Origin of the sequence: Paenibacillus tianmuensis (assembly GCF_900100345.1) — a bacterium.
In the GTDB taxonomy this organism is placed as follows: Bacteria; Bacillota; Bacilli; order Paenibacillales; family NBRC-103111; genus Paenibacillus_G; species Paenibacillus_G tianmuensis.
Map to the genome: position 1 here is coordinate 1 of NZ_FMTT01000055.1, position 24,759 is coordinate 24,759.

Here is a 24,759-nt window from a genome sequence, read left to right on the forward strand (position 1 = left end):
GATGCTCAGATGCCGAATCTTGCGCGGTTTGTTGCGGCCGTCACGCTTCACATCTTGTTCAGAATGGCAGATGGGGCAAGGTTGTTTGGTGGCTACAGGCAATGCCTCCAGATGAACTTCTTGGGCATCCATCGAGACGATTTTTTGAAGTTTTAGCTCTGGTAATCCGAGCAGTTCGTTGATATACTGGAGTGGCATCTGTCATATCCTTTTGTTGTTTTGGTAGGACTTACAACAATACAGGATTTGCAGATGTTTTTCCATTTTAATCCTCGTTCTACACTCATTTGAATTCGTCAACCGCTAATTTTGGTTTTGAGCCCTGAATTCACAATGAAGTGTACCAAAATTCTATTTCTAGAGCGTCACAGCTTGTTATCCAGCAGACCATGGTGTGCGACCAACACTTCATGGTATTTTTCTTATCGTTGCCAGAATCCATTGACTATAGTCCTAAACATACCATGTATCCCCTGAATGCGCCATAAATAATACTTCCTATTTTCCATAAGTTTAGCTTGCAGCAGTGGTAATTTACTCATTTTTGATAAGCCTTTATCACGAATCAAGCCCCGTCTTCTTTGATGCGGAAGCTGCGGGCGATGTAGAGCACCGGCGTTGAAGCGACGGAGATGACGAATTTGAACAAGTAGGTCGACAGCAAAATTTGCAGCCAGACGTCCAGCGTGTACACCCCGGCGAAAGCGATGGTGCAGAAGACCAGCGAGTCCACAAGCTGGCTAAGCCCCGTGCTGCCGTTCGTCCGAATCCAGAACTGGTTGTACACGGGAAAGCGCTTCTTCAGGTAGCTGTATACCCGCACGTCAAGGAACTGGCTGATAAAATAGGCGCATAAGCTGCCGGCAGCCAGCCGCGGCATTAAGCCGAATATCGTCTCGAGCGAGCTCTGCGCGATGTCGCTTTCCTGCGGCGTAAACACGAGCGCCATCTGCATGATGACCGTTGAAGCGACCAAGCTGAAAAAGCCAAACCATACCGCCTGCTTGGCTTCCTTCGTCCCGTACTTCTCGTTGAGCAGGTCCGTCGACATGTAGATGGACGTGTAGACGGTGTTGCCGAGGGTCATCACGATGCCGAGCAGCTCGATCGTTTTGACGACTTGGATGTTGGCCAGCACAGTGGCGAAGCCGATCCAGGCGTACAGTCCTTTCTTCCCGAAAAAACGATAGCAGAGCAGAAACAAAGCAAAATTCACGACGACAAACAAAATTCCCCATGTCAAATTAAACACTTAACGTTTCCTCCCCTTAGTTTTGATAACGCGGGATGGTCTCGAACCGCGGATGGGCCGGAAGCCCGATCGAATAACAGAATAGCAGAAACGTTCGGGAAAAGGAATGGAGCGATTTTACATAAAAATCCCCTGAAGAAGCCGCAGTATCGTTCAGGGCGGCCGATTCAGGGGATTTTCCATTGGCAAAGCTTGCATTCCCCGGTTCCGTAGAAGGGGGCCTCTTACTCTTACTTCTTAGCGGCGAGCCAATCGCTGATGGCGCCGGTATCGGCATCGGACAGCTTGCCTTTGAACGCAGGCATTCCTCCTCTGCCATTGGCAACAATGGCCGCGATCTGGTCCTTGGAGTACTTGCCGCCTACCTTCGTCAGGTTAGGGCCGACCCCGCCTTCAAAATTGGCGCCGTGACAGCTGATGCAATTTTGCTTATAGATCCCTTGCGCATCCACGGTAGCGGTTCCGCCTCCCGGGGCGGGGGTTGCGGCTCCTTGATCCACGGGCGGCGGCGTTTTGGCGGGTTGATTACAAGCAGACAGTGAAACGGCAAGGAGAAGGGCGACACATACGAATGTTTTGTTCATCTGGCGAGCTCCTTTGAAAGAATGCTGGAACTTGTCGGCCAGGAACCCCTGGCCATAATCAAACTCCCATCCCTGTGCGTTCAGGGATGTCGAACCTAGGTTTTCCTACGCGGTTTTTTTTCATGCACAGGCCGCGGAGGACAAGACGCTCGATCCATGCTGCGGCCCTTGCTATAATAGAGCTGGAACGGGAAGTGCTGTCCGTTCGAACAGGAGAAGGGGGAGAAGCCCATGCTTTTCATTGACAATAACGGCATTACCGATCCCGCATTGAACCTGGCGCTGGAGGAATATGCCCTGAAGCAGCTTCCGGCGGACCATGATTATTTGTTGTTTTATATTAACGAGCCGTCGATCATTATCGGGAAAAACCAGAACACGGCCGAGGAAATCAACCGGGAGTACGTCGAGGCCCGCGGCATTCATGTCGTGCGGCGTCTGTCCGGCGGCGGGGCAGTATACCACGATCTCGGGAACCTGAATTTCAGCTTCATTACGAAGGATGACGGCAAGTCCTTCCACAACTACCGCAAGTTTACCGAGCCTGTGGTTAGCGCGCTGCATCGGCTTGGCGTCGAAGCGGAGCTGACGGGGCGCAACGACATTCAAGTCGGAGAGCGGAAAATATCCGGCAATGCGCAGTTTGCCACCAAAGGGCGGATGTTTACCCACGGCACGCTGCTGTTCGATTCGCAGATGGACCATGTCGCATCCGCGCTGAACGTCAATCCGGAGAAGTTCAAGTCGAAGGGCGTGAAGTCGGTCCGCAGCCGGGTGGCGAACATTACGGAATTTTTGAGCGGGCCGATGACGATTGAGGCGTTCAGGCAGCATTTGCTGGACTCGATCTTCGAAGGATCGGAGGTTCAGCGGTATGAGCTGAGTCCAGCCGATTGGGAAGCGGTGCGGCAGCTTGCGGACGAACGGTACCGGAGCTGGGATTGGAACTACGGCCGGTCCCCGGCGTTCAACGTTCATCGCGTGAAGCGCCTGTCTGCCGGTACGTTCGACGTCCGGCTGTACGTGGAAGCGGGAGTGATCCGCGAGGCCGCAATATATGGCGATTTTTTCGGCCAAGGGGATGCAGAGGAATTTGCCGCCAAGCTGCAAGGCGTCCGTTACGATACCGCTGCGCTAGCCGGGGTGCTGGACGATGTGAATCTGCAGCACTACTTCGGTCAGGTGACCAAGGACGAGTGGCTGGAGCTGCTGTTATAAGCGGTGTATTTTGGCTGCTGGATGCTTCGGGAAAAAACGATTGTAAATCAATCATTATCAGCTGAAACTTTCTCCACTACAGTATACTAAAGACTAATATGGTAACGAAGTGGAGGAAGCGGATTGAAATTGATGGAGAAACAAGGACTCTCGGAGCAAGCATTGCGCGATATTCGGGCACTCGCAGACCTGTGCAACACGGAAGATGGCATTACGCTGAAGCTAAACTGGGACATGCTTTCCGCAAGGCCGGCCGGGGTGACGAACGACTTTTTGATGTATGAAGGGGAAGAGCTTATCGGTTTTCTGGGGATCTACTCCTTCGGGTCGACGGAAGCGGAGATCAGCGGCATGGTGCATCCGCATCATCGGCGGAAGGGCGTGTTCACCAGACTGGCCGATGCGGCGACCGAAGAATGCAGGCGCCGCGGGATTCCGAAGCTGATCTTTATATGTCAGGAGCGTTCGGCTTCGGGCAAAGCGTTCCTGCATGCCTGGGGAGCGGTCTATTCATTTTCCGAGCACTGGATGGAGATGCGGGTGCCGGACGGGCAACCGCCGCAAGTTCCGGATACGCGGCAAGCGGAAGCGCTGGAGCTCCGATTGGCGACGGCGGACGATATCGAATTGCTGACGGAGCTCAACCGGCAGGGGTTCGATATGACGTATGAGGATGCCAGAGTATTCGTAGAGACGACTGTAGCAGACGAGAAAGAGAAAACGTATGTCGCGGAGCTGGGCGGTAAGCCGATCGGTAAGCTGACTGTACGTGTGGATGAAGGCGTCGCCTTTATTTTCCAATTTTGTGTATTAACGGAGTACCGGGGACGCGGATGCGGGCGGGAAATTTTGGCCCGGACGATGGAGCGCGTATACCGGGAAGACGGGACGGTTCGCTTCGAGCTGGAGGTTGCGGCGGACAATCCCCGAGCGCTTGGGCTGTACGAGTCGTGCGGCTTCCGGGCGCTGAACGCGAACGATTATTATACGATGGAGCTCGGCGGATAGGCGGGTCGATCGGCAGCAGAACGCAGGAGCCTCGGAACGAGAGGCCGCCTGCGTTTTTTCTGAGTAAGGGTCAGAAAGCACAGCTTTAACGCAACGTTAGCCGCAGCTGCTGCGCGTATTTTGCATTGACTTTTAAACCTACATGTAACTATAATTGTTACAACAAGGGACCGCAAAATAGGGAGAACATGCCTCTGTCCCAACTACGGATAAGAAAGAGATGTGTCGCTGTATGAATCAGGGAGGAAAGGTTGTGTTTGTCCAAAATCGGGTGATGACGCTGATGACGAAACATGAGGATCGGATGCAGAACGGAGGCATGGGCCTATGAGCCGGATCGAAGCTTCGGCGCAAGGCTCCGTGCCGTCGCGCCGGATATGGATGGTGTTCATCTTAGGCTCGTTGTCCGCTTTTGGGCCGCTCTCGCTAGATATGTATTTGCCTGCACTGCCGAAGCTGGCGGGCGATCTGAACAGCAGCACGTCGATGGCACAGCTTAGCCTGACGGCTTGTCTGCTCGGGCTGGCGCTCGGCCAGCTGTATGCCGGACCGGTCAGCGACGTGCGCGGCCGGCGGCTGCCGCTGCTGATCGGCCTGATCCTCTACGGCGTGTCCTCGGTGCTCTGCGCTATCGCTCCGTCCGCCGAACTGCTGGTGCTGCTGCGTTTTATCCAAGGGATGGCGGGCTCTGCAGGGATCGTCATTTCGCGGGCGATCGTGCGGGATATGTACTCGGGGACGGAGCTGACGAAGTTTTTCTCGCTGCTGATGTTGGTGAACGGGGCGGCACCAATTCTCGCACCCATCGTAGGCGGGCAGCTGCTGGAAGTTACCTCTTGGCGCGGCGTGTTTGTCGTGCTCGGCCTGATCGGCGTGCTGATGCTGATCGCAGTCGTGCTGGCGCTGCCGGAGACGCTGCCGCAGGAGCGGCGATCCAAGGGAGGCCTGGGAAATACGCTCACGACGTTCCGCCGCCTTCTGAGCGACCGGACGTTCATAGGCTACGCTCTGGCGCAGGGGTTCGTTATTGCCGCCATGTTCGCCTACATTTCGGGTTCGCCCTTCGTGCTTCAGGATATTTTCGGCGTGTCACCACAAATGTTCAGCGTCTGCTTCGCGATTAACGGCCTCGGCATCATTCTCGCAGGACAGGTCGCGGGGCGGCTGGCCGGGCGGGTCAGCGACAAGCGGCTGCTGGTTAGCGGGCTGGCACTGGCTTCGATCGCCGGTGTGGCGCTGCTGCTTGCGATCGTATCGGGAGCCGGGCTGTATGCCATTCTGGTGCCTTTGTTCTTCGTCGTATCCAGCGTCGGGATCGTGTCCACAGCCGGCTTCTCGCTGGCGATGCGCAACCAGAGCGAGTCGGCGGGAAGCGCCTCGGCTTTGCTCGGCGTGCTGTCGTTCATCTTCGGCGGGATCGTGGCGCCGCTGGTCGGCATCGCAGGCAATCAGACCGCTGTGCCGATGGGGATTGTGATCGCTGCAGCCGATGTCAGCTCTGTGCTATGCTATTGGCTGCTCGTACGGCGGTATGAAAAATAAATTTTTTATTGTAATGAAGCCTTCTGCAGTATGGGGCAGCCCCGATGCGGAGGGCTTTTGTGTATTCCATCAGATAAAATCGTTTCACGGGGAACATTGTCGAAAAAAGTCTTTTTCCGGGTGCAGGAAAGGACTTTTTCAGCGCGAATTTACCGGTATATGTATAAGATACGCCTGCCTGCATCGGAAGCAGGTGCGTACGTGATTCGGCAGCTCGGGGGCGGAAATCCCCTTCATTACGGTGTACTGTTGAAATCCGCTTTGTAGAATCTTGTTCTTCGACATAGCGAAGGAGAGAAATCGAGTGAGGTTTTTGTTCCAAATCCGTATGAGAATCTTGTCGATCGCCACCGGGCTGCTGTTACTCACAAGCTCGGTTCTTACGCCGATTCTGGAGCCGGAGCAGTTTCCTCGGTTTTACGATGGACTGTGGTGGACGGTCTTTACGCTCCGGGGATACGTTTCCAAAAACCGATCTTGGCCGATTGTGAGCCGACGAATCGCTGAAGGTGGAGAACCCGTACAATACCGATGCCCGTACAGCGTTCATTCTGACAAGCGTCAAACGGATCGCGGGGAAGGTTCAGACTACGCTGGATGTAGTGCCCGAAGAAAATCTGGTTAATTTAACGAAAAGTTCCTCCAACATGCATTTCAAAATATCCGACCAATCGTTGCCGAGCAAATGTACTCGGGGCCCGAACGAAAGGCGGCAAACCGGTATCGGCGCCAGCCGGTCCGTCCGCTTAGAACAAACAACCCCTTCTTCCGCTGCGGATCGAAGGGGTTGTCTATAGGGCAAGCCGATTGCCCGCGAGAAGACGCTTGGCTCGGAATCAGTTCACCCACTGCACGACTTGCTCAAGCGATTGTCTTGTTTTGGGGCGGGGTTCGGTCACGCGGTAGCCGAAAGCGGCCATGCAGGAAATGCCGAAGTTGCCTTGAAGAATCCCTTCTTCTCGAAGCACCTGCTCTGCTTTGGCTTTGTCGAACCCTTCGATCGGGCAAGAGTCGATGCCGATTTGTGCAGCTGCCGTCATCATGTTGCTGAAAGCAATATAGGTCTGCCGGGATGCCCATTCGAACATCACGCGTTCGTTGTCGAGCAGATGGAAGTCCGTTTCCAGAAACTTGTGATAGAGCTTGGTATAGCTGGCGCGGACCTCTTCCGGGTACTGCTTGACGTTCGTCAGCATGGTTTGAATATAGTCGGAATCGGCGACCATATCGGCTTTCGTGCGGGAGAGGATGACGACAAAATGGCTGGCGGTCGGCAGCTGCTTGGATGCTCCCCAAGTGACTGGCAGCAGATTTTCGCGAATTGCGGGATTCTGCACGACGACAAATTTCCACGGCTCGAAGCCGAAGGAGCTTGGCGACAACCGTCCCGTCTCCAGAATGAACTGGAAATCGGCGTCGCTGATCTTTTTGCTGCTATCGAATTCCTTGCACGCATGTCTGAACTGAAACGCCTCTAAAATTTGCTGTTTTCTTGCTTCCATCGGTAACGCCTCGCTTTCAATAATTTCGATGAGTCCCTGCAAAGCATTATAACCTCCAGCATCCAAATACGTAAGTACGCACATTTTTGTTATATAGTTCTCATTTGTATACTGTGATGGCAAAGAGGCCGCGGGAACTGTCTCCCGGACCTCTTCTTTACACACGCCCTTCTGCACGGGGCAGCGGACAACATAATGGTTAAGATGCGGCGGCCTTCGCTTCCCGGGCGAACTCGACGCGCACCTTGAAATAGTCTCCGTCGATGTCGATGCGAAGCTGTCCGCCTTGCAGCTCGACGATGCTTTTTGCAATTGCAAGCCCGAGGCCCGAGCCTTCGGTATTCCGCGACGGGTCCCCCCGCTTGAACCGCTCGAAAATTTCGTCCACATCGAAGTTGAGCTCGTAGGCGGCCACGTTGCTGATCGTGAAGACGACTTTGTCCGCTTCTTCGGTTAACGTGAGGTGAACCCGGGTATGAGGCATCGCGTATTTGAGCGCATTGCTGATCAGGTTCTCGAAGACGCGCCATGTCTTGCGCCCGTCCAGCGGAGCGGTTACCTTCGGGTTGTCCACCCGGACGCGAAAGGTGAGCGTGGAAGCCTCGATTTTATCGCTGAATTCGGCCAGTGCCTGCAGCAGCAGGTCGGCCACGTTGACGTTCTCCACCGCCAGCTCCACGGACCCGCTCGCCATTTTAGACGCTTCGAACAAATCGTCGATCAGCACCTTCAGCCGCTGCGTTTTCCGATCCAGGATCTCGACATAGCTCGCTACGGTCTCCGGTGGCAGGTCCTTATGCTTGAGCAAATCGACATAGTTCATGATCGAGGTGAGCGGCGTCTTCAGATCGTGGGATACGTTCGTAATCAACTCGGATTTCAGCCGCTCGCTCTTCGTCTCTCGTTCGACGGAAGTCTTAATGCTCTGCTTGATGTTGTTCAGCAGGTGCGCCAGCCGGGCCAGATTGCCGCGGCCCTTCTCCTCGATCGTATGATCGAATCGGCCGGAGGCGATGGCTTCCGCGCCGGTCAGGATGCGGACCAGCTGCCGGATTCGGCGCAGGAGGTAGGGGACGATGACAAATGAGTAAAACAGCACATACCCTGCCGATAAAATGAACTCTCCATAATTATAACGGTATCTCTTCTTAATCATATAATCACCAAAGTTGATTAGGAAAAAACCGAACAGCAAGGTCAGGACACAGATCAAGCCGACCTTGAACAAGATGTTTTTTTGTACCAGAATGTCCCCCAAATACCCCTCCAGCTTGCGGAACAGCCCGGCGTTCCACTGATCGCGGAGCGCCTGCGGGTTGCGCAGCAGCAGCAATGTGTCGCCAAGCAGGAGGCCCAGACAGCCGATCAGCAGCGCCAGCAGCGTCCATTGTGCGAAATGGCTCGGACTGACAGGCAGCCGGAATATGTTTGCGGAGCTTCCATAGCTTAACGCAAACATCGTGAGAACATAGAGGAGCAGCCAACGGAGCTCCAGCGGAATCCGGCGAATGACGGCTGTATCGTTCTGCTGTACAATGTCGATCCCATAACGATTTCGGCGTAAGTAAAAAATCAGAGCAGCAACGGCCGCCACGACGGCCCCCAGAAGGTACAGCTCATAAATTAACCGCTGCCGCAGCGTATTGAAGTATGCGTGGTCGGCAATCATTTGACTGAAGCCGCGGGGCTCCTTCGGAAACAGAAAAATGCCTTCGAGCCGATATTGTTGGAAAGCACGGTTGATCGATTGCAGAGCGCCGCCTTCCAACGTCGTTTGCGGTAAGCGGATGGCATAAAACGCTTCCTGCATGGCCGCCTGACCTGGATACCCGCTCTTATTGGAATACTTCTCGCGGGTTTCGAGGTCATTGACATAATATTCAAAGGAGCCGCTGCGGGCCGACAAGCTGTGTTTGACGGCAGCGTATTGTTTGTTGTGGAAATCAAGAAAGTCTTTGATTTCCTTCTCGATCCGTTGGTTTTTATCCAGTTCTGCGTTCGGTGAGATGTTGACTTCTGCGTCTTGCAGTAGGGCAATTTCTTTTTTTATACGCGCAATCTCGGCTTGCTCTTCAGAGTCCGGCCGGTTCTGCGGGTCCTGCATTTGCGCCTGCGGCGCTCCCGGTTCTACCTCTCCCGAGGGATTGGGGGGATTCTCGCGCTTTTCCTTTGCCTTCTGCATTTCATTGGCCAGCTGTTCCCTGAGCTGCCGGTTTTGCTCCTGCACCTCTGCCCGTCTTTGCTCTACCTCGATCGTCTTGACACTTTCAAAATGCCGGGTCCACTGCTCCATTCGGGCTTGCCCGATCTTCTCGGCATTGGTCTTGTTCTCGTAACGGTTATAGACCACATGGACATTCCTGAACAGATTGAAATGCTGCTGGAGCTGCTCGTAGAAGGCTGGGGAGCGAAAGTAATAGTCCTTTTGAAGATATTTCTGGTTCTTTAGCAAGTCCGAGGCGGTGAGCCACCCAAGCGCAATAAGGTAAGAGAGCAATCCCCAAGCGAGCCAAGGGACGAGCTTACTTCTCGATTTTGTAGCCAATGCCCCACACCACCTTCAAATATTTGGGCTCCCGCGGGTTGATCTCGATTTTCTCGCGGATTCGCCGCACATGCACCGCTACCGTATTCTCGCCGTTGAAATACGGCTCTTTCCATACCTTTTCATAAATCTCCTCAATCGAAAACACACGTCCCCGATGCTCGATCAAGAGCTCAAGGATCCGATATTCCGTCGCCGTCAGCCGGACTTCCTCCTGATCCACGAAGACGGTTTTACTGCGTTTGTTCAGCACGAGGCCCCGGACTTCGATCTCGTCCTCGGTTGCTTTGTAAGGTCCCAGATGCGTGTAGCGCCGAAGCTGGGACTTCACCCGGGCGGTCAGTTCCAGTGGATTGAAGGGCTTGCACAGATAATCGTCTGCGCCGACGGTCAGCCCTAAGATTTTGTCCGTATCCTCGGATTTGGCGGATAGCATCAGGATCGGTATATTGCGGCTTTCGCGGATTTTGAACGTCGTTTGGATGCCGTCCAGGCCGGGCATCATGACGTCCAGAATGATCAGATGGATATCTTCTTTCTCCAGAATGTCCAAAGCCTCCAAGCCGTGGCTCGCTTTGAACACGTTCATGTTCTCGTTCTTCAAATAGATCTCGATGGCGTCACGAATCTCGGGTTCGTCGTCGGCCACCAGCACATTGTACTTCTGCATAATGGTTCCCCTTGAATGCTGCATTCGGATTTACGGCTGCTTGCAAGCGCATATGTCTATATTAAAGGAGACTTTTGTCAAAAAAGCTACCCGATTTCTTACAAATTTCTTACGAAGGGAAATTGGAGAACCGCGCAGGCTAGTTCCGGCAGGTTCATTGCCTCCCGCTATTGACCTTTACCTCAATTAAATTTATACTAAGTCTAAATACTATTAAAGGGGTGAGCCTGATGAGCAGATTGAATTTAACCACGCAGCGCAAAACGATTCTGGATCTGATCCAAACCTGCGAGGATCATCCGACGGCCGCCGAGATTATGGAGCGGCTGCGTACGAACGGCCACCAATTTGCATATGGCACGGTGTACAACTCGCTTCGGTACTTGACGGACGCGGGGCTGATTCGAGAACTTAAGCTGGGGGAGACCGCCTGTCGTTACGATGGACGAACGGAAGACCATTACCATATCGTGTGTAAAAAGTGCGGACGGGTCGATGAAGTGCTGTCCGCGCCGCCTGTCGAATGGATTCGGGAGGTTGCGGCGAAAACGAACTACGACGTGCATCACAGCCAAGTCGTCTTCGAGGGGGTATGCAGCTCATGCAAGCATCCGAACGCGTAATAAAGCCGCTCATGCGGATGGGCTATTCACAAACTGAGGGGGGCGAAATGGCCGACGCGGATCGGCTTGCCGAACGCCCGGCGGCGCCTATGGCTTCAAGTACAGGAGAAACGGGCGGCACGAGGCCTTTCCTGTGCATCCAAACGAAGCGCGTAGCCGTCATCAGTCCGTTCCCGGGCTCGCTGCATCCGCTGATCAACGGACTGGCGGGTGAGTGCTACGACGTTCTCGTGTTTCACCGGTTCGAAGCCCAGATCATGAATGCGTTGGCCGTCGATCTGTTCGTGTTCGACGTGACAACGGCGGACTGGGAAGGCGTGGCCGGCATTCGGGAGGCGCTGGCTTCCGATTCGAAGAAGCAAGACCGTTCGGTACTGCTGGTCGGTGAGCGGGAGATGGCGGATAACGGCTTCGCCGGACTCGGGGAGCTGCTGCCGTGGCCGACGGGTCTGCAAGAGGCGATGTACCGTATTGAGTGCAAGCTCAGCGGTCTGGCCGATGCGGAAGAAGGGAACAGCGTCGGCAGCTTCAAGGATTTGCAGATCGACATCAAGAAAATGACGGTCCAGCGCGGCGGTGTTCGTATCGAATGCACGAAGACGGAATACGAGATTTTGCTGATGCTGCTTGAAGCGCAAGGGGCCGTGATGTCGCGCGACGAGATCATGGACCGCATCTGGGGCAGCTCGTTTGCCGGCGGCAGCAACGTCGTCGACGTTCATGTGAAAAGCTTGCGCAAAAAGCTGGGCGACAATCCCGCCGCACCGCAGTACATCGCAACGGTGCGCGGGGTCGGATACAGGCTGGCCGACTAACAAGTCGGCCGCCCGCTTCATCCGATCTTCATGAAAAACTCACGGAATGTTCATGATTCCGTCATGCAGCGATGGTACACTAAGGTCATAACTTAGATCAAGTCTAAATATAAATATAAATGAAAGGTGAGATCAAGATATGAACCATCGTTTGACGACCAATCAAGGCGCTCCCGTGGGAGATAACCAGAATTCGCGTACGGCCGGCCGCCGGGGACCGACACTGCTGGAGGATTACCATCTGCTGGAGAAGCTGGCCCATTTTGACCGGGAGCGCATCCCGGAGCGGGTCGTGCATGCTCGCGGTGCAGGAGCGCACGGGGTATTCCGCGTCGAACGGAGCATGAAGCCTTACACGAAGGCGCATTTTCTGCAAGAGGCCGGGCAGGAGACGCCCGTATTCGTTCGGTTCTCCACCGTAATCCACGGTACTGGCTCGCCGGAGACGGCCCGCGATCCGCGCGGATTCGCCGTAAAGCTGTACACGGAAGAAGGAAATTATGACATTGTCGGCAACCATTTGCCGGTATTCTTTATCCGCGACGCGCTCAAATTCCCGGATATGGTCCATTCGCTCAAGCCCGCACCGGACACCAATATCCAAGAACCTGCAAGGTACTGGGACTTCATGACGCTGTCGCCGGAATCGACGCATATGCTGACCTGGTTGTTTTCGGATAACGGCACCCCCGCCAATTACCGGCAAATGGACGGCTTCAGCGTGCACGCGTTCAAATGGGTGAATGCGGAAGGGAAAGTAACGTACGTCAAATACCACTGGAAATCGCTGCAAGGCGTTGTGAATTTGTCGGCTGACGAGGCCCGGGACGTGCAGGGCAGGGACTTCAACCACGCGACGAGGGATTTGTTCGACCGGATAAGGGAAGGGGACTTTCCGCAGTGGGCGCTGCATGTGCAGCTGATGCCGCCGGAAGACTTGGACCGGTGGGGCTTCGACCCGCTCGACGCGACGAAAGTATGGCCCGAGGATGTGTACCCGCTGCACCGGATCGGCACCATGACGCTGAAGTGGAACCCGGACAATTTCTTCGCCGAGGTCGAGCAGTCCGCCTTCTCGCCGAGCGCCTTGGTGCCGGGGATCGAGCCTTCCGAGGATAAGCTGCTGCAGGGTCGTCTGTTCTCCTACCCCGATACGCAGCGGTATCGGCTCGGCGCGAACTACCTGCAGATTCCAATCAACTGCCCGTATGCGCCGGTCCGCAACTATCAGCGGGACGGAGCGATGAACGTGAAGCAGGATAAGTCCACGGTCAACTACGAGCCGAGCAGGGCTTCCGGCAGTCCGCAGGAAGACCCGGCCTATGCGGAAAGCGAAGCGCCGCTGACCGGTCCCGCAGTCCGGCAAAAAATCGAGAAAACCGACGATTTCTCGCAGGCCGGAGAGCGCTACCGGAGCTATACGAAGCAGGAACAGGATAACCTGATCCGCAATCTGGTCAACGATCTGAAGCAGACGAGCCAGGACATCCAGCTGCGTGCGATCTGCAACTTTTACCGGACGGATGCCGAGTACGGGATGCGTCTCGCGCAAGGGCTCGGTATTGATATCGAAAGCTTCCTTCCGCGATCGAACTAACGGGCAGGCAGACATCGCGAACAGGGCACAAGGAGCGCACCGAAGGGATGGAGCGGAAGCGAAGTCCCGTCTGTGGAGAAAATGCCGTCGAATGCTGCCGCAGAACTTTGTCCTTACCGGTCTACATGGCGCTGAGAAGCTTTGTCCATCTTGGACGGAATTTAGAAATACGACCCCTTTGCCGCAGGCAGATGCCTGTCGGGCCAAGGGGTTTTTGTGTGTTCGGCCGGACAAGGCGGCGAGCCGCTGCGCATTTCATGCACATATATTTCGAGGGACGAGGAATAATGACTCCTAGCTGACAAAAACAAGAAGGAGTGAGCCCAACCCTTGAAACGTTTCGCAATCGCCACCATCTTGCTGGCCGGTCTGCTGGCCGCCGTCCCGGTCCAAGCGGCTGCCGCAGGGGACGGCGCCTATCATTTCGGGTTCAAGAAGAGCAAGAACGGCAGCCGTCCTTCCATCAACGAAGAAGGCTTCAAGCCCATTGTGGAGAAGCACGGGGCTATTTTTCTCGGGGATACGACGCAGAAGGAGCTGTATCTCACTTTCGATAACGGCTACGAGAACGGGTATACCGCCCGGGTGCTCGACGTGCTGAAGGAAAAGAAAGTCCCCGCGATCTTCTTCGTCACCGGGCATTACATCAAGGACCAGCCGGAGCTGCTGCGGCGCATGGCGGCCGAAGGCCACCTGATCGGCAACCATTCCTGGAGTCATCCCGACATGACCCAGATTTCGAGCGGCAAAATCAAGGACGAGCTGGAGAAAGTAAAAGCGGACGCGACCCAAATTACCGGACGACAAACGATGACGTATCTGCGCCCGCCGCGGGGCATTTTCAACGACCGCAGCCTCGCCGTAAGCAAGGAGCTCGGGTATACGAGCGTGTTCTGGTCGGTCGCGTACAAGGACTGGGATACAAGGGCGCAAAAAGGGGGCGACTACGCCCACAACCAAGTCATGGCCCAGCTTCACCCCGGGGCCGTTATCCTGCTGCACACGGTATCCAAGGACAACGCGGACGCGCTAGGGAGAATCATCGACGGGGCCCGGCAGCAGGGCTACGAATTCAAAAGCCTGGATCAGCTGACGGTCAAGTCTTACTAGCGGAGGGATTCCGGAACGTCTCATGCCGTGCAGGGAGCTGCTCCCGCCGCAGTAAGCGTTACGGCGCGAGTTTCGGCGGGATGACGGCTTATTTGCCGTTCCGACGAAACTCTTATTCGGAAAATGACTATTTTCTGCTAATTAAAGGCATTTCAAATCGTCATTATCGCAAAAAATCCGAACAATCGCTTGCAGAATCGTAAATTCTTATGTATTATTAAACTACGTCGCATCACAAAAAGCCGGTTGCTCTTGAAGGTGAACGAATGCCCCTGATCGACACGAATGAAAATAAAAAGAAGCTGTGCCACCTGTACAACGAAATCTCGAAGAGTTTGTTCGGCTTCGGAACGACATTGCTGCGGGTTACGATCGACGACCGGATCATCACGTATTATGCCAAGCATCGTCGTTCGCCGCGCTCGGATGCGCTCGAAGGCGAGGCGCCTACGCTGAAGCACGAGGTCGACTTTTACATGTCTTCGATCTATAAGAAGAAGCTTCGGGAGAAGCTGGAGCAGGAGTTCGGGCTGGAGATCGAAGCGCTGCTGAGGGATTACGACCCGGCGACGCAATGGGCGATTACGAACGTAATTCTGAACGAACCGAAATAACGGGCCGGAGCCGCGGCGTTGATCTATCATCGAGCGGACCGCATGCATTGCCATAGATGCCGCTTATCTTTGTTTACGAAGAAAAAGCGCTCTTACGTAGAAGACTTATTTCTATTTAAGGGCGTTTTTTCTTTTTTAAATAAAATGCAAGAAGAACCGATGCCGATGAGAGTATACTGTTAAACGTTTCTACAAATCTTAAATCATGGATACAGGGATGTTTCCCACTGGAGGATGAACACGATGATGAAAAAACGAATGATTCGCAGCTTGCTTTCCGTTTCGCTGATTGGATTGGCTTTGACCGGATGCGGCCAAGCGGGAGGAAACAAAGAGCAGGGCGCTGCGCCGGGAGCGGGCGGCGGGGAGCCGGCCAAGCTGGTCATTTCCACCTGGGGCTTCTCCGAGGACTTCTTCAAGAAAGAAGTATATGCGCCTTTCGAGAAAGAGCATAACGTGAAGATTGTGCTGGAAATCGGCAACAACGCCGAGCGTCTGAATAAAGTGAAGCAGGGCAGCTCGAACGTCGATCTGATCTACCTCTCGGACTATTACGCGCAGCAGGGCATCGAAGCGGGGCTGTTCGAGAAGATCGACCGCAGCCGCCTCACGAACCTGAAGGATATTTATGACATCGCCAAAGCGCCGCTCGGCGAGGACTACGGTCCGGCCTACACGATCGGACAATTCGGTATCGCCTATAACCCGAAAGCGGCGGGCAAGGAAATCAAATCGTGGAATGATCTGTGGAGCCCCGAGCTGGCGAAGAAGCTGACGCTTCCGAACATTACGTCGACAAGCGGCCCGATGATTCTGGATGCGGCTTCGACCGTGGCCGGCAGCTCGACGTTCAACGTGGATCAAGCGTTCGAGAAGCTGAAGACGCTGAATAAAAGCGTCGTGAAATACTACGGCCAAACGTCGGAGTTCGTGAACATGTTCGCCCAAGGCGAAATCGCCGCCGGACCGATCATGGAAATGTACGTGAAGGATTTGAAGGCCGCCGTGCCGGATACGAAGTTCGTTACGCCGCAGGAAGGCGCATACGCGATCATGAACACGGTGAACGTCGTGAAGGGCAGCAAAAACAAGCAATTGGCGGAAGACTTCATCAACTGGCACCTGAGCAAGGAAGTGCAGGAGAAATCGGCCAAGTCCAAAATCGATTCGCCGGTGAATACGACGCTGCAGCTCAAGCCGGAGGAAGCGCAAGGCATTACGTACGGCGCGGATGTGGTGAACAAGCTGCGTAAGCTGGATATGAAGTTCGTCAACCAGAACCTCAAGGGCTGGATCGACCGTTGGAACCGCGAAGTAACGCAATAAGTAACGCAATAAGTAACGCGATAGCATGACCATAATCGAAACGCTGGACAAGGGTATATGATCCACATGTACCCTTGTTTTCTTATCGGGAGTAAGGAAAGGAGCTAACGGAGCGCATGAAACGAAAAGTAATCCTTGATGTCGATACGGGTGTGGACGACGCGTTAGGCATTCTGCTCGCGGTCAAGAGCGGGCAGTTCGACGTGCTCGGCATTACGACCGTCAATGGCAACGTATCGCTGGATCAAGCGACGGCCAACACCTGCAAAATTCTGCAGCTGCTGGGTGCCGAAGCTAGCATCCCGGTCATCCGGGGGGCCGACCGGCCCTTGCTGCGTCCCCATTATTTCGAGCACCGGATTCACGGGGCGGACGGCCTCGGCGGGGCGCTGGGGGACATGGAGGTCCGCCAAGGCGCGGCCGAGGGGTTTGGGCCAGACTACATCATAGACCGCGTGCGTGAAAACCCGGGCGAAGTGACGCTGATTATGACGGCTCCGCTGACCAATCTAGCGCTCGCGTTGATGAAATACCCCGGCCTTGTAAACGACGTGAAAGAGGTCGTCGTCATGGGCGGTGTCGTCGCGGGCTTCGGGAACGTGACCCCGACGGCGGAATACAACATGTATGTCGACCCGGAAGCGGCCAAGCTCGTGCTGCGCGCCGGGTTCCCTTCCTTGACGCTTGTCGGGCTGGATGTGACCCGGCGCGCGCTGCTGAAGGATGAACATATCGCCGCGCTCGGCGATACGCCGATCGGCCGTTACGTGAAGGAGAGCACGGCCGATTACATGCAGCGCTACGCCGAACGCAACGGCGTCCGCGCCTGCGCGCTGCACGATCCGTTGGCCGTCGGGGTAGCCTTGACCCGCGAGGTGATCACGACGAAGCCCTATTACGTCGATGTGGAAACCCGCAGCGAGCTGTGCGACGGCCAGACGGTCTGCGACTTTCAGAACCGGCTCGGACAGCAGCCGAACGTTCAGGTCTGTACCGATGTGGACGCGGACGCTTTTCTCCGGCTGTTCGTGCAGACGCTGAGCCGGTAGCCCCCAATCTAGGAACAGGAGAACCGTTCGATGAAGAAATCGTATCTGTATTTGCTATTGCTGCCGGGACTGTTGTTTCTGACGGTATTTATGGCGGCTCCGATCCTCATTACGATCGGGTCCACCTTTTTCCAGAAAGGGACGGTGACGTTCGACGGGTATCTGCACTTCTTCAAGGACCCGTATTTTCTCAAAATTTTGCTGACAACGCTGCAGGTCAGTCTGGTGACGACGGCGATCTGCATTCTGCTCGGCTTTCCGGTCGCCTACTATATTTCCCGGCAGAGCCTGAAGAAGAAGAGCGTGCTGCTCGCGCTCGCGATCTTCCCGCTGCTTACCAGCTCGGTCGTCCGCTCGTTTAGCTGGATGATCGTGCTCGGCAAGAAGGGGCTGTTCAACACGGCGCTGCTCGCGATGGGGATCGTACAGGACCCGCTGGATATTTTGTATACGCCGACCGCGATGATGATCGGTCTGATCCATCTGTTTCTGCCGCTGATCATCATCACGCTCGTCGGGGTGATGGAGAATATCGACGCCGATCTGATCAAAGCGGCGGAGAGCCTTGGGGCGTCCCGGTTCACCGCGTTCCGTAAGGTCGTGATCCCGCTCAGCGTGCCCGGTCTCATTATCGGGAGCATTCTCGTCTTCGTCGGCAGCCTGACCGCGTACACGACTCCGGCGCTGCTCGGCGGGAAACAGCGCGTCATCTCGACGTTCCTGTACCAGAACGCGATCACGCTGAACGACTGGTATTCGGCTTCCGTCATCGCGACGATCATGATGGCGATTACGTTCGTGGTCATCAGCCTGATGAACAAACTGGCCAACACTTTAAATCCGAAGGGGTAGAAGGGATGAAGGAGAACAACCGGGGCCTCGGCCTGTTTACGCTGCTTGTCTATATCTTTTTGCTCGGTCCGCTGGTCATTATCGCCTTCGCTTCGTTCGAGCCGGGAACGGTGCTGAAATTTCCGCCGCAGGGCTTTTCGCTCAAGTGGTACGAGAAAATCTTCGAAGTGGAAATGTTCATGAGCACGTTCAAAACGTCGATCGTCGTCTCGATACTGGGCAACCTGTTCGCGCTCTTGCTTGGCGTGCCTGCGGCCTATGCGCTCAGCCGCTTCGATTTCAAGGGGAAAGACGCCCTGAACAACTTCTTTATTTCCCCTATACTCATCCCGGGCATCGTGCTCGGGTTTACGATGCTGAAGTATCTGATCGTCACATACCATCTGCCGATCTATACGGCGCTGCTCATCGGTCATACGGTCATCATGCTTCCGTTCATTATTCGCGTCATCGCCTCCAGCTTGTCGAACTTCGACTTCGCCATCGAAGAGGCTGCGCTTAGTCTCGGCGCCGGACGGCTCGGGACGTTCTTCAAGGTCGTCCTCCCGAACATCAAGTCGGGGATTATCGCGGCGATTCTGATCGCTTTTCTGGAGTCGTTCAACAATGTGGACATTTCCGTCTTTATGACGGGCCCGGGCATCAGCACGCTGCCGATTCAGATGCTGACCTACGTGGAAAATTATTTCGATCCGACCATCGCCGCCATTTCCGTACTGCTCATGCTGTTCACGGCGGTGTTTATGTTCCTGATCGAAAGGCTGATGGGCCTTTCTTACTTTACCAAACGATAACGGAGGCTCGTACTCATGGCATTGCTATCCTTGGAAAATGTGTCGGTCGCCTATGATCACCAATATATTCTGCAAAACTTCAACCTAACGGTCGAGAAGGGGCAGCTCATTTCCCTGCTCGGCCCAAGCGGCTGCGGCAAAACGACGACGCTGCGGCTCATCGCGGGTTTCCTCGAAGCCAAAGATGGCAAATTCATGCTGAACGGCAAAGATTACACGCGGGTACCGGTCAACAAGCGGAACTTCGGGTTCGTGTTCCAGAGCTACGCGCTGTTCCCGCATCTGTCCGTCTACGATAACGTCGCCTTCGGCCTCCGCTTGCGGAAGGTGCCGGAAGCCGAGATCAAGCAGCGCGTGCTTCGCATCCTGGAGGTCGTGAGCCTGACGGGCTTCGAGCAGCGGTTCCCCAAAGCGCTGTCCGGCGGGCAGAAGCAGCGGGTCGCCATCGCCCGCGCGCTCGTCATCGAACCGGACCTACTGCTGTTCGACGAGCCGCTCAGCAACCTGGACGCGAACCTGCGCGTGAATATGCGCGTCGAAATCCGCCGCATTCAGCAGGAGCTCGGCATTACAACCGTCTACGTCTCGCACGATCAGGAGGAATGCTTCTCCATCTCCGACCGCGTCGCGATCATGAACAAAGGCATTATCGAGCAGTTGGACCGACCTTCGACGATCTACAAATATCCGAAAACCGAATTCGTTGCCCGGTTCATCGGCTTCAACAACTTCATCGCGTTCGAGGAACGCCGAGAAACCGGCGACGGTATCGAGCTGAAGGTGAAGGGATATACGTTCCATGCCGCCAGACAGCCCGGTGCGGAAGGAACCGCGGGCCGGAAGGGCGCGATTCGCCCGGACGATATGCAGCTCGGCACCGCGGAGGAGATCGGACACGGGCCGAACCGGGTGAAGGGCAGCGTCAAGGTAAGCACGTTTTTGGGCAGAAGCTACCAGTACGTCGTGGAGACGGAGCTGGGGGATTTTACGGTCAACAAGGAAATGGAAGTCCCTTACAACAGCGGGCAAGAGGTGCATTTGCTGTTCCCTGCGGACAGATTGGTTCTGGTAGACTAACGACTTGGAGGTACCGGCATCATGCGAGTGGATTTACTGATCGAGAAGGTACACGTATATAACAGCTATTTTAAAAGGTTCGTTCAAGGCAACGTCGCCGTCTTGGACGGAGCGTTCCTCTATATCGGCGGGCGCGGGACGGAGACGTTCGAAGCTGCCGAGATCGTGGACGGTCAAGGCCGTTACATGATCCCCGGTCTGGTCGACATTCATCTGCACATCGAGAGCACGATGATCACGCCGGAGACGTTCTCGTATGGGCTGATCCGCAGCGGCGTGACGACCATCGTGCCTGAGCCGCATGAGATAGCGAACGTTTTCGGCCTGAACGGCGTGAAGCAGATGATTGAAGCGAGCCGCGACTGCGTGGTGGACATGTTCTACGCGATTCCGAGCTCGGTTCCGGCCACGTCGATGGAATCGACCGGCGGCACGATCGAGATCGAGGATATGGACGAGCTGCTGCGTACGGAAGACATCATTTGTCTCGGCGAAATCATGAACTACGTCGACATCATCACGGACCCGGATTGCAAAACAAACCGGATTCTGGCGCATATCCGCAAGCATTATCCGAAGCTCGTCATTGAGGGGCATGTTCCGAAGCTGCTCGATCTGGATCTGCACCGGGTCATCTATGCCGGGGTCGATTCGGACCACACGCATCAGACGATCGAAGGGATGGAAGCGCGTATCGGCGCGGGGATGTTCATCGAGATTCAGGAAAAATCGATGACAGACGAAGTCATGAACTATTTGATCCAGAACGACGTCTCCGAGCACTTCTGCTTCGTCACGGACGACGTCATGGCCGATTCGTTCCAACGGCGCGGCCATCTGGACCATATCGTCCGCAAAGCGATTCGTATGGGCATGACGCCGGAGAAGGCGATCTACGCCGCGACGTTTACCCCGGCGCGCCGGATGCGGATGCATGACCGTGGCGCCATCGCCCCCGGCAAAATCGGCGACTTCGTGCTGCTGTCGGACCTGCGGGAGCTGACGATCGATCAAGTGTACAAGCAGGGCCGCAAGGTGTACGACGTGCGCGAGGCGTATGTTCCGAAGGAACACGGCCATGCGTTCCCGGCGCACTACTACCATAGCGTACAATTGCCTCTGCTGACGGAAGCGGACTTTGTCGTGCGCCCGGACGGCGCGACGGACGGCCGCCATGCGTGCCGCGTGATGCTGGTCAAGGACGGCTCCACCTTCACGGAGGATGCGCGTGGTGAGGTCGAGGTCCGGGACGGCGAGCTCCGTTGGCAGGAAAGCCCGTATGCGCTCATCGCGACGTTCGAGCGGTACGGCAAGAACGGGAACCGGGCGTACGGCTTGATCGGCGGTGATACGATTCAGCGCGGCGCGGTGGCGACGACGTATTCGCACGACAATCACAATCTGCTTGTGGTTGGGCATAACCCGGCCGATATGGCGCTTGCGGCTAACGAAGTGATCCGCGGCCAAGGCGGCTTCTGCGTCGTGGAAGCGGGCCAGGTGCTGGCGCATCTGCCGCTGCCGGTCGGCGGCATCCTGACCGAAGCGCCGCTCGACGAGACGGCGAAGGAAGTGGAGAAGCTGCGTAAAGCGATGGAGTCGCTCGGGTACAAGCACTACAACCCGATCATGTCGATCAGCACGCACACGCTCCCGGTCAGCCCGGCGCTCAAAATTACCGACCTGGGCCTGATCGACGTGAACGCGGGCAAGGTCGTGCCGCTGCTGGTCGAGGCGTAGCTGCCGACATTTTGAAATAAGACGACAAACGGCCCTTGCCGCCAAGATGCGGGCAAGAGGCCGTTTCACTTGATGAAGGTAAACAAAATGGGGATCGTGATGAAAGCCGCTATCCCTATAGGGACCGGGATGACCCGTTTGGTGATACCCATTTTATCGAGCGGATATTCCAGCACCATGACTAAACAAGCGGCTAAAACGATTTTCCAAGCATCGGGAATCGTCAAGGCCCACACGAAACGCATGACGCACATAAAAATTCCGAAGCTCAAAGGATATTTAAGACTCAATGCCACCGTCCCCCTTCGTCTCTGACTCCAGTTGGAACGAGCCTGATCCCTGTAATTTATCACCTATGACTGGTATCCGGCAGAGTTTTCTTTAACACAGCATGTAATTTAGCATTCTCTCTCAACAAACTTGCATTCTCTTCCAATAACTTTTGTACGTCGGGGAAATCCTTGCCAGAAACCCAGCCATCCAAATCGTCTCTTCCTTTATACTCTTTCAATTTTTCATGAATAACCCACCTAACGTGCCATTCCTCTTCAATATGAAATATGGGCACTTCTTCCATTGCGGATTGCTTAAACTCTTGGAACTTCTGATAGTCTGCCACTACTACAAAGTCGTATGGCTTTTGTCTTAATGCTTCATCTGTTAAAACAAGTGCGAATCTTGGTTTACCTAGTTCGCCGGCATAATCATATTCCCAATGCGTATAACTCTTCGATTCATCGGGAAGCATTGTTCCATAGATTCCTCCGAGAATGAGGATATATACATCGGATTCATCGATCCATCTCTTAATCGTTTCCATTGGACTTTCCATAAAGAATGGCTCTATTCCAATTCCAGCAGGAATGTGACCAGCTTTAAGTATAGCTTCTACAGCGGCTTGACGTTCTGCAACCAGGTCAGCAAAAGTAGACGATATGAAGACTTGTAATTTTTTTCTCATGGGTCACCTATATTCAACGAAATTAATATAAATCATACCGTCGGCTCACTTTATTTGTCAATTTTGGCCCTGGGTCTTCTTTCAGCAGTTTCTCATTTTCTTTTATTTCTTCTATTAATTAAGAAAATAAGAGCAACAATCAATACAAGTAGTAACAGGAAAAAAATAATATGTATTGGTGAATAAGCTACACCGCTCACCATATCACCTGCCTTTACAATTATTGATGACATCAATAGGGAAATACATGCGTTCCACTGCTTCCCACATTCATGTTAATTCGTTTTGCTTGAATGATGAAGCTCTTTTAAACAATATTCCGGCGATAGCGACTCGCTGAAAAGCTTCGTTCTAAGCAGTTGTGTTGCCTTCATCGAACCTCCGTTTTGTGTTCATTCCCCGCAATTTACCTATACCAAAAAGCATCCTGATCGCCAGAATGCTTTATACCGAAATTTACAATTCAAGATGTTTGGCTCTAGATTTTCTTTTCAATAGTTTCTCATTTTCTTTTTTTTCTTCTAATAATTAAGAAAATAAGAGCAATAATCAATACAATTAGCAAAAGGAAAAAAATAGTATGTATTGGTGAAAAAGCTCCGCCTCCCACCATATCACCTACCTCTAATTTATGATTACTTACAATAAGAGAAAGTAGTTGTTAAAATATTTAACGACTACTTTCTCTCACTATATTATACCAAAAATATTATTTTATTCAAATGATTAAGGTTTGGTTTGCGACCATTTTACATCTACAGTGGGAGTAATGTCTACCTCTGAATTATTATCTGTTACTGTGCCCTTTGCTGTATAATAAACATACATCGGTACCGCAGTCCAGGTGTGAGATTTTCCTTGCCATAATTGGTGGCTGTTCTCAGTAGAGTTTGATATATCAAAATCTGCTACAATTCCAACCTTTGTACCTCCCGTACCAAGAGGTCCAATTGCATTAACATGAAGATTAATATTAAGCTTCTTATGACTATTTAATTTATCATCTTTGATCATAATGTTTGTTTTTGTTTCATGATTAATAACACCAAAGTCAGTATCCACATACCCCCAAAAAGCTACTCTAGACCCAGTTTCAGAGATCCATGCATCGCCATTAAATGTTCCGCGATGATACCCAAAAAGATTTACTGAAGTAGCGAGTCCCCTTGAGTAATCTTTACTAGAACTTTGTCTAAAAAAATCAGCGTCTTCTTCAGAAAACGGTTGTCCGGGTTTATACTTTTTGATTATTTCTGCTGCTTTCGTGTTCCACGCTGCCTCACTTTCGTTCATGCTTATAGACGAAGACGTAACTGCTTCAGAATTTCCCGGCGGCAACAAAGCGGATTCTGCTGAAGCAAAAGAAGGTTGTGACGCTACAGATAATAACGTTCCTGCCACTACAGCAATTGACAATATTTTTTTCAAAGAAATCACTCCTTCAATTTTTAATCGCCAAAACCTATCACATAAAATGTTTTTTCGATATTCCGCCAGGTCTTGTAAGACTAATGTAACTGAGCTTTTACCGAATTTTAAACTGGAGATGCCGTATAAAATGTGTTCGGTATCCCGCATTTTCTTGTCGTATGGATCATACCATGTTCTATCTTGTGATTTTCTCAACAGCTTCAATTCTGGAATGGACACCAAGTTTCTCGTAGATTACACTTGATGACTTGCATGTTGTCAAGGCTCTCGATAAATACTTTGAAACTAGGTCTTTTTAATGGGTCATCACAGACAACGATAACTTTATTTATAGCTTTCAATTGTCATTCGCCCCTGTCTGAGAATATTTATTCAATATAGGTTTCAGATTTATTCCGAGAGGGGATTCATTCTCTCTCTAAACTCTATAATAATACTTATTTTCCATTTCA

Annotated in this window: 23 protein-coding genes and 1 pseudogene; 14 read left to right on the forward strand and 10 right to left on the reverse strand. The window is 53.6% G+C overall.

The annotated features are described in order from the left end of the window. The 3 genes and pseudogenes from BLO51_RS24880 to BLO51_RS24890 all read right to left on the reverse strand — a co-directional run. A pseudogene (locus BLO51_RS24880) lies at positions 1 to 198 on the reverse strand (ISL3 family transposase); the annotation flags it as partial. A 367-nt stretch (positions 199 to 565) separates the two neighbouring features. Beyond that, the gene (locus BLO51_RS24885; protein WP_090676133.1) at positions 566 to 1,252 is read right to left on the reverse strand and encodes a queuosine precursor transporter; all 687 of its coding nucleotides are present in this window, start codon (positions 1,250 to 1,252) and stop codon (positions 566 to 568) included. A 230-nt stretch (positions 1,253 to 1,482) separates the two neighbouring features. Continuing rightward, positions 1,483 to 1,836 (reverse strand): c-type cytochrome, encoded by a 354-nt coding sequence (locus BLO51_RS24890; RefSeq protein WP_090676135.1) that lies wholly within the window; start codon positions 1,834 to 1,836, stop codon positions 1,483 to 1,485. Positions 1,837 to 2,067: 231 nt separating this feature from the next. Here BLO51_RS24890 and lplA point away from each other — a divergent pair, with 231 nt between their 5' ends. From lplA to BLO51_RS24905, 3 genes are all read left to right on the forward strand, one after another. Next, on the forward strand, positions 2,068 to 3,054 hold the full coding sequence (lplA, locus tag BLO51_RS24895; protein ID WP_090676137.1) for a lipoate--protein ligase: 987 nt from the start codon (positions 2,068 to 2,070) through the stop codon (positions 3,052 to 3,054). 132 nt (positions 3,055 to 3,186) lie between these two features. Next, complete coding sequence (locus tag BLO51_RS24900) at positions 3,187 to 4,062, forward strand: GNAT family N-acetyltransferase (protein ID WP_245719817.1); 876 nt, start codon at positions 3,187 to 3,189, stop codon at positions 4,060 to 4,062. 327 nt (positions 4,063 to 4,389) lie between these two features. After that, positions 4,390 to 5,604: a multidrug effflux MFS transporter gene (locus BLO51_RS24905; protein ID WP_090676141.1), complete on the forward strand. Its 1,215-nt coding sequence runs from the start codon at positions 4,390 to 4,392 to the stop codon at positions 5,602 to 5,604. An 836-nt stretch (positions 5,605 to 6,440) separates the two neighbouring features. Here BLO51_RS24905 and BLO51_RS24910 read toward each other — a convergent pair. From BLO51_RS24910 to BLO51_RS24920, 3 genes are all read right to left on the reverse strand, one after another. Continuing rightward, positions 6,441 to 7,106 carry an NAD(P)H-dependent oxidoreductase gene (locus BLO51_RS24910; protein ID WP_090676182.1) on the reverse strand — a complete coding sequence of 222 codons (666 nt, stop codon included), beginning with the start codon at positions 7,104 to 7,106 and terminating at the stop codon, positions 6,441 to 6,443. Between the two features lie 199 nt (positions 7,107 to 7,305). Next, complete coding sequence (locus BLO51_RS24915; protein ID WP_090676143.1) at positions 7,306 to 9,651, reverse strand: sensor histidine kinase; 2,346 nt, start codon at positions 9,649 to 9,651, stop codon at positions 7,306 to 7,308. Beyond that, positions 9,629 to 10,321 carry a response regulator transcription factor gene (locus BLO51_RS24920; protein ID WP_090676145.1) on the reverse strand — a complete coding sequence of 231 codons (693 nt, stop codon included), beginning with the start codon at positions 10,319 to 10,321 and terminating at the stop codon, positions 9,629 to 9,631. Before BLO51_RS24920 ends, BLO51_RS24915 begins: the two co-directional genes overlap by 23 nt. A 230-nt stretch (positions 10,322 to 10,551) precedes the next feature. On the opposite strand from BLO51_RS24920, the gene BLO51_RS24925 reads away from it, so the two are divergent. From BLO51_RS24925 to BLO51_RS24975, 11 genes are all read left to right on the forward strand, one after another. Then, positions 10,552 to 10,944 (forward strand): Fur family transcriptional regulator, encoded by a 393-nt coding sequence (locus BLO51_RS24925; RefSeq protein ID WP_090676146.1) that lies wholly within the window; start codon positions 10,552 to 10,554, stop codon positions 10,942 to 10,944. Next, positions 10,923 to 11,759 carry a response regulator transcription factor gene (locus tag BLO51_RS24930; RefSeq protein WP_167670327.1) on the forward strand — a complete coding sequence of 279 codons (837 nt, stop codon included), beginning with the start codon at positions 10,923 to 10,925 and terminating at the stop codon, positions 11,757 to 11,759. The genes BLO51_RS24925 and BLO51_RS24930 overlap by 22 nt, the downstream gene beginning before the upstream one ends. A gap of 139 nt (positions 11,760 to 11,898) precedes the next feature. After that, the gene (locus tag BLO51_RS24935) at positions 11,899 to 13,356 is read left to right on the forward strand and encodes a catalase (protein ID WP_090676149.1); all 1,458 of its coding nucleotides are present in this window, start codon (positions 11,899 to 11,901) and stop codon (positions 13,354 to 13,356) included. A 330-nt stretch (positions 13,357 to 13,686) separates the two neighbouring features. After that, on the forward strand, positions 13,687 to 14,466 hold the full coding sequence (gene pdaA, locus BLO51_RS24940) for a delta-lactam-biosynthetic de-N-acetylase (RefSeq protein ID WP_090676151.1): 780 nt from the start codon (positions 13,687 to 13,689) through the stop codon (positions 14,464 to 14,466). A 266-nt stretch (positions 14,467 to 14,732) separates the two neighbouring features. Further along, positions 14,733 to 15,080 carry a DUF2294 domain-containing protein gene (locus BLO51_RS24945; RefSeq protein ID WP_090676152.1) on the forward strand — a complete coding sequence of 116 codons (348 nt, stop codon included), beginning with the start codon at positions 14,733 to 14,735 and terminating at the stop codon, positions 15,078 to 15,080. A gap of 243 nt (positions 15,081 to 15,323) precedes the next feature. Further along, positions 15,324 to 16,406 (forward strand): ABC transporter substrate-binding protein, encoded by a 1,083-nt coding sequence (locus BLO51_RS24950; protein WP_090676154.1) that lies wholly within the window; start codon positions 15,324 to 15,326, stop codon positions 16,404 to 16,406. 116 nt (positions 16,407 to 16,522) lie between these two features. Further along, entirely contained in the window at positions 16,523 to 17,455 is a 933-nt protein-coding gene (locus BLO51_RS24955) for a nucleoside hydrolase (protein ID WP_090676155.1), read from the forward strand. Positions 17,456 to 17,485: 30 nt separating this feature from the next. Then, a complete protein-coding gene (locus BLO51_RS24960) occupies positions 17,486 to 18,307 on the forward strand; it encodes an ABC transporter permease (RefSeq protein ID WP_090676156.1) in 822 nt (273 codons plus the stop codon). A 5-nt stretch (positions 18,308 to 18,312) separates the two neighbouring features. Further along, positions 18,313 to 19,101: an ABC transporter permease gene (locus BLO51_RS24965; protein WP_090676158.1), complete on the forward strand. Its 789-nt coding sequence runs from the start codon at positions 18,313 to 18,315 to the stop codon at positions 19,099 to 19,101. Positions 19,102 to 19,116: 15 nt separating this feature from the next. Next, complete coding sequence (locus BLO51_RS24970) at positions 19,117 to 20,178, forward strand: ABC transporter ATP-binding protein (protein ID WP_090676159.1); 1,062 nt, start codon at positions 19,117 to 19,119, stop codon at positions 20,176 to 20,178. 21 nt (positions 20,179 to 20,199) lie between these two features. Then, the gene (locus tag BLO51_RS24975; protein WP_090676161.1) at positions 20,200 to 21,915 is read left to right on the forward strand and encodes an adenine deaminase C-terminal domain-containing protein; all 1,716 of its coding nucleotides are present in this window, start codon (positions 20,200 to 20,202) and stop codon (positions 21,913 to 21,915) included. Between the two features lie 65 nt (positions 21,916 to 21,980). Here the strand turns inward: BLO51_RS24975 and BLO51_RS29940 are convergent, their stop codons facing one another. The 4 genes from BLO51_RS29940 to BLO51_RS28860 all read right to left on the reverse strand — a co-directional run bounded on the left by BLO51_RS29940 (position 21,981) and on the right by BLO51_RS28860 (position 24,502). Continuing rightward, complete coding sequence (locus BLO51_RS29940; protein WP_090676162.1) at positions 21,981 to 22,205, reverse strand: hypothetical protein; 225 nt, start codon at positions 22,203 to 22,205, stop codon at positions 21,981 to 21,983. Positions 22,206 to 22,264: 59 nt separating this feature from the next. Next, positions 22,265 to 22,876, reverse strand: coding sequence for a DUF4062 domain-containing protein (locus BLO51_RS24985; protein WP_090676164.1), 612 nt, complete (start codon positions 22,874 to 22,876; stop codon positions 22,265 to 22,267). A 502-nt stretch (positions 22,877 to 23,378) separates the two neighbouring features. Next, positions 23,379 to 23,489, reverse strand: a complete 111-nt coding sequence (locus BLO51_RS31300) for an LPXTG cell wall anchor domain-containing protein (protein WP_143006980.1) — start codon at positions 23,487 to 23,489, stop codon at positions 23,379 to 23,381. Between the two features lie 113 nt (positions 23,490 to 23,602). Beyond that, the gene (locus BLO51_RS28860) at positions 23,603 to 24,502 is read right to left on the reverse strand and encodes a hypothetical protein (protein WP_217266787.1); all 900 of its coding nucleotides are present in this window, start codon (positions 24,500 to 24,502) and stop codon (positions 23,603 to 23,605) included. Positions 24,503 to 24,759 lie beyond the last annotated feature (257 nt).

Bases quoted from the DNA above. Each gene is read 5' to 3' on its own strand.
- BLO51_RS24890 (WP_090676135.1), bottom strand. From the start codon at position 1,836: ATGAACAAAACATTCGTATGTGTCGCCCTTCTCCTTGCCGTTTCACTG.
- lplA (WP_090676137.1), top strand. From the start codon at position 2,068: ATGCTTTTCATTGACAATAACGGCATTACCGATCCCGCATTGAACCTG.
- BLO51_RS24900 (WP_245719817.1), top strand. From the start codon at position 3,187: ATGGAGAAACAAGGACTCTCGGAGCAAGCATTGCGCGATATTCGGGCA.
- BLO51_RS24905 (WP_090676141.1), top strand. From the start codon at position 4,390: ATGAGCCGGATCGAAGCTTCGGCGCAAGGCTCCGTGCCGTCGCGCCGG.
- BLO51_RS24910 (WP_090676182.1), bottom strand. From the start codon at position 7,106: ATGGAAGCAAGAAAACAGCAAATTTTAGAGGCGTTTCAGTTCAGACAT.
- BLO51_RS24920 (WP_090676145.1), bottom strand. From the start codon at position 10,321: ATGCAGAAGTACAATGTGCTGGTGGCCGACGACGAACCCGAGATTCGT.
- BLO51_RS24925 (WP_090676146.1), top strand. From the start codon at position 10,552: ATGAGCAGATTGAATTTAACCACGCAGCGCAAAACGATTCTGGATCTG.
- BLO51_RS24930 (WP_167670327.1), top strand. From the start codon at position 10,923: ATGCAAGCATCCGAACGCGTAATAAAGCCGCTCATGCGGATGGGCTAT.
- BLO51_RS24935 (WP_090676149.1), top strand. From the start codon at position 11,899: ATGAACCATCGTTTGACGACCAATCAAGGCGCTCCCGTGGGAGATAAC.
- BLO51_RS24945 (WP_090676152.1), top strand. From the start codon at position 14,733: ATGCCCCTGATCGACACGAATGAAAATAAAAAGAAGCTGTGCCACCTG.
- BLO51_RS24950 (WP_090676154.1), top strand. From the start codon at position 15,324: ATGATGAAAAAACGAATGATTCGCAGCTTGCTTTCCGTTTCGCTGATT.
- BLO51_RS24955 (WP_090676155.1), top strand. From the start codon at position 16,523: ATGAAACGAAAAGTAATCCTTGATGTCGATACGGGTGTGGACGACGCG.
- BLO51_RS24960 (WP_090676156.1), top strand. From the start codon at position 17,486: ATGAAGAAATCGTATCTGTATTTGCTATTGCTGCCGGGACTGTTGTTT.
- BLO51_RS24965 (WP_090676158.1), top strand. From the start codon at position 18,313: ATGAAGGAGAACAACCGGGGCCTCGGCCTGTTTACGCTGCTTGTCTAT.
- BLO51_RS24970 (WP_090676159.1), top strand. From the start codon at position 19,117: ATGGCATTGCTATCCTTGGAAAATGTGTCGGTCGCCTATGATCACCAA.
- BLO51_RS24975 (WP_090676161.1), top strand. From the start codon at position 20,200: ATGCGAGTGGATTTACTGATCGAGAAGGTACACGTATATAACAGCTAT.
- BLO51_RS24985 (WP_090676164.1), bottom strand. From the start codon at position 22,876: ATGAGAAAAAAATTACAAGTCTTCATATCGTCTACTTTTGCTGACCTG.
- BLO51_RS31300 (WP_143006980.1), bottom strand. From the start codon at position 23,489: ATGGTGGGAGGCGGAGCTTTTTCACCAATACATACTATTTTTTTCCTT.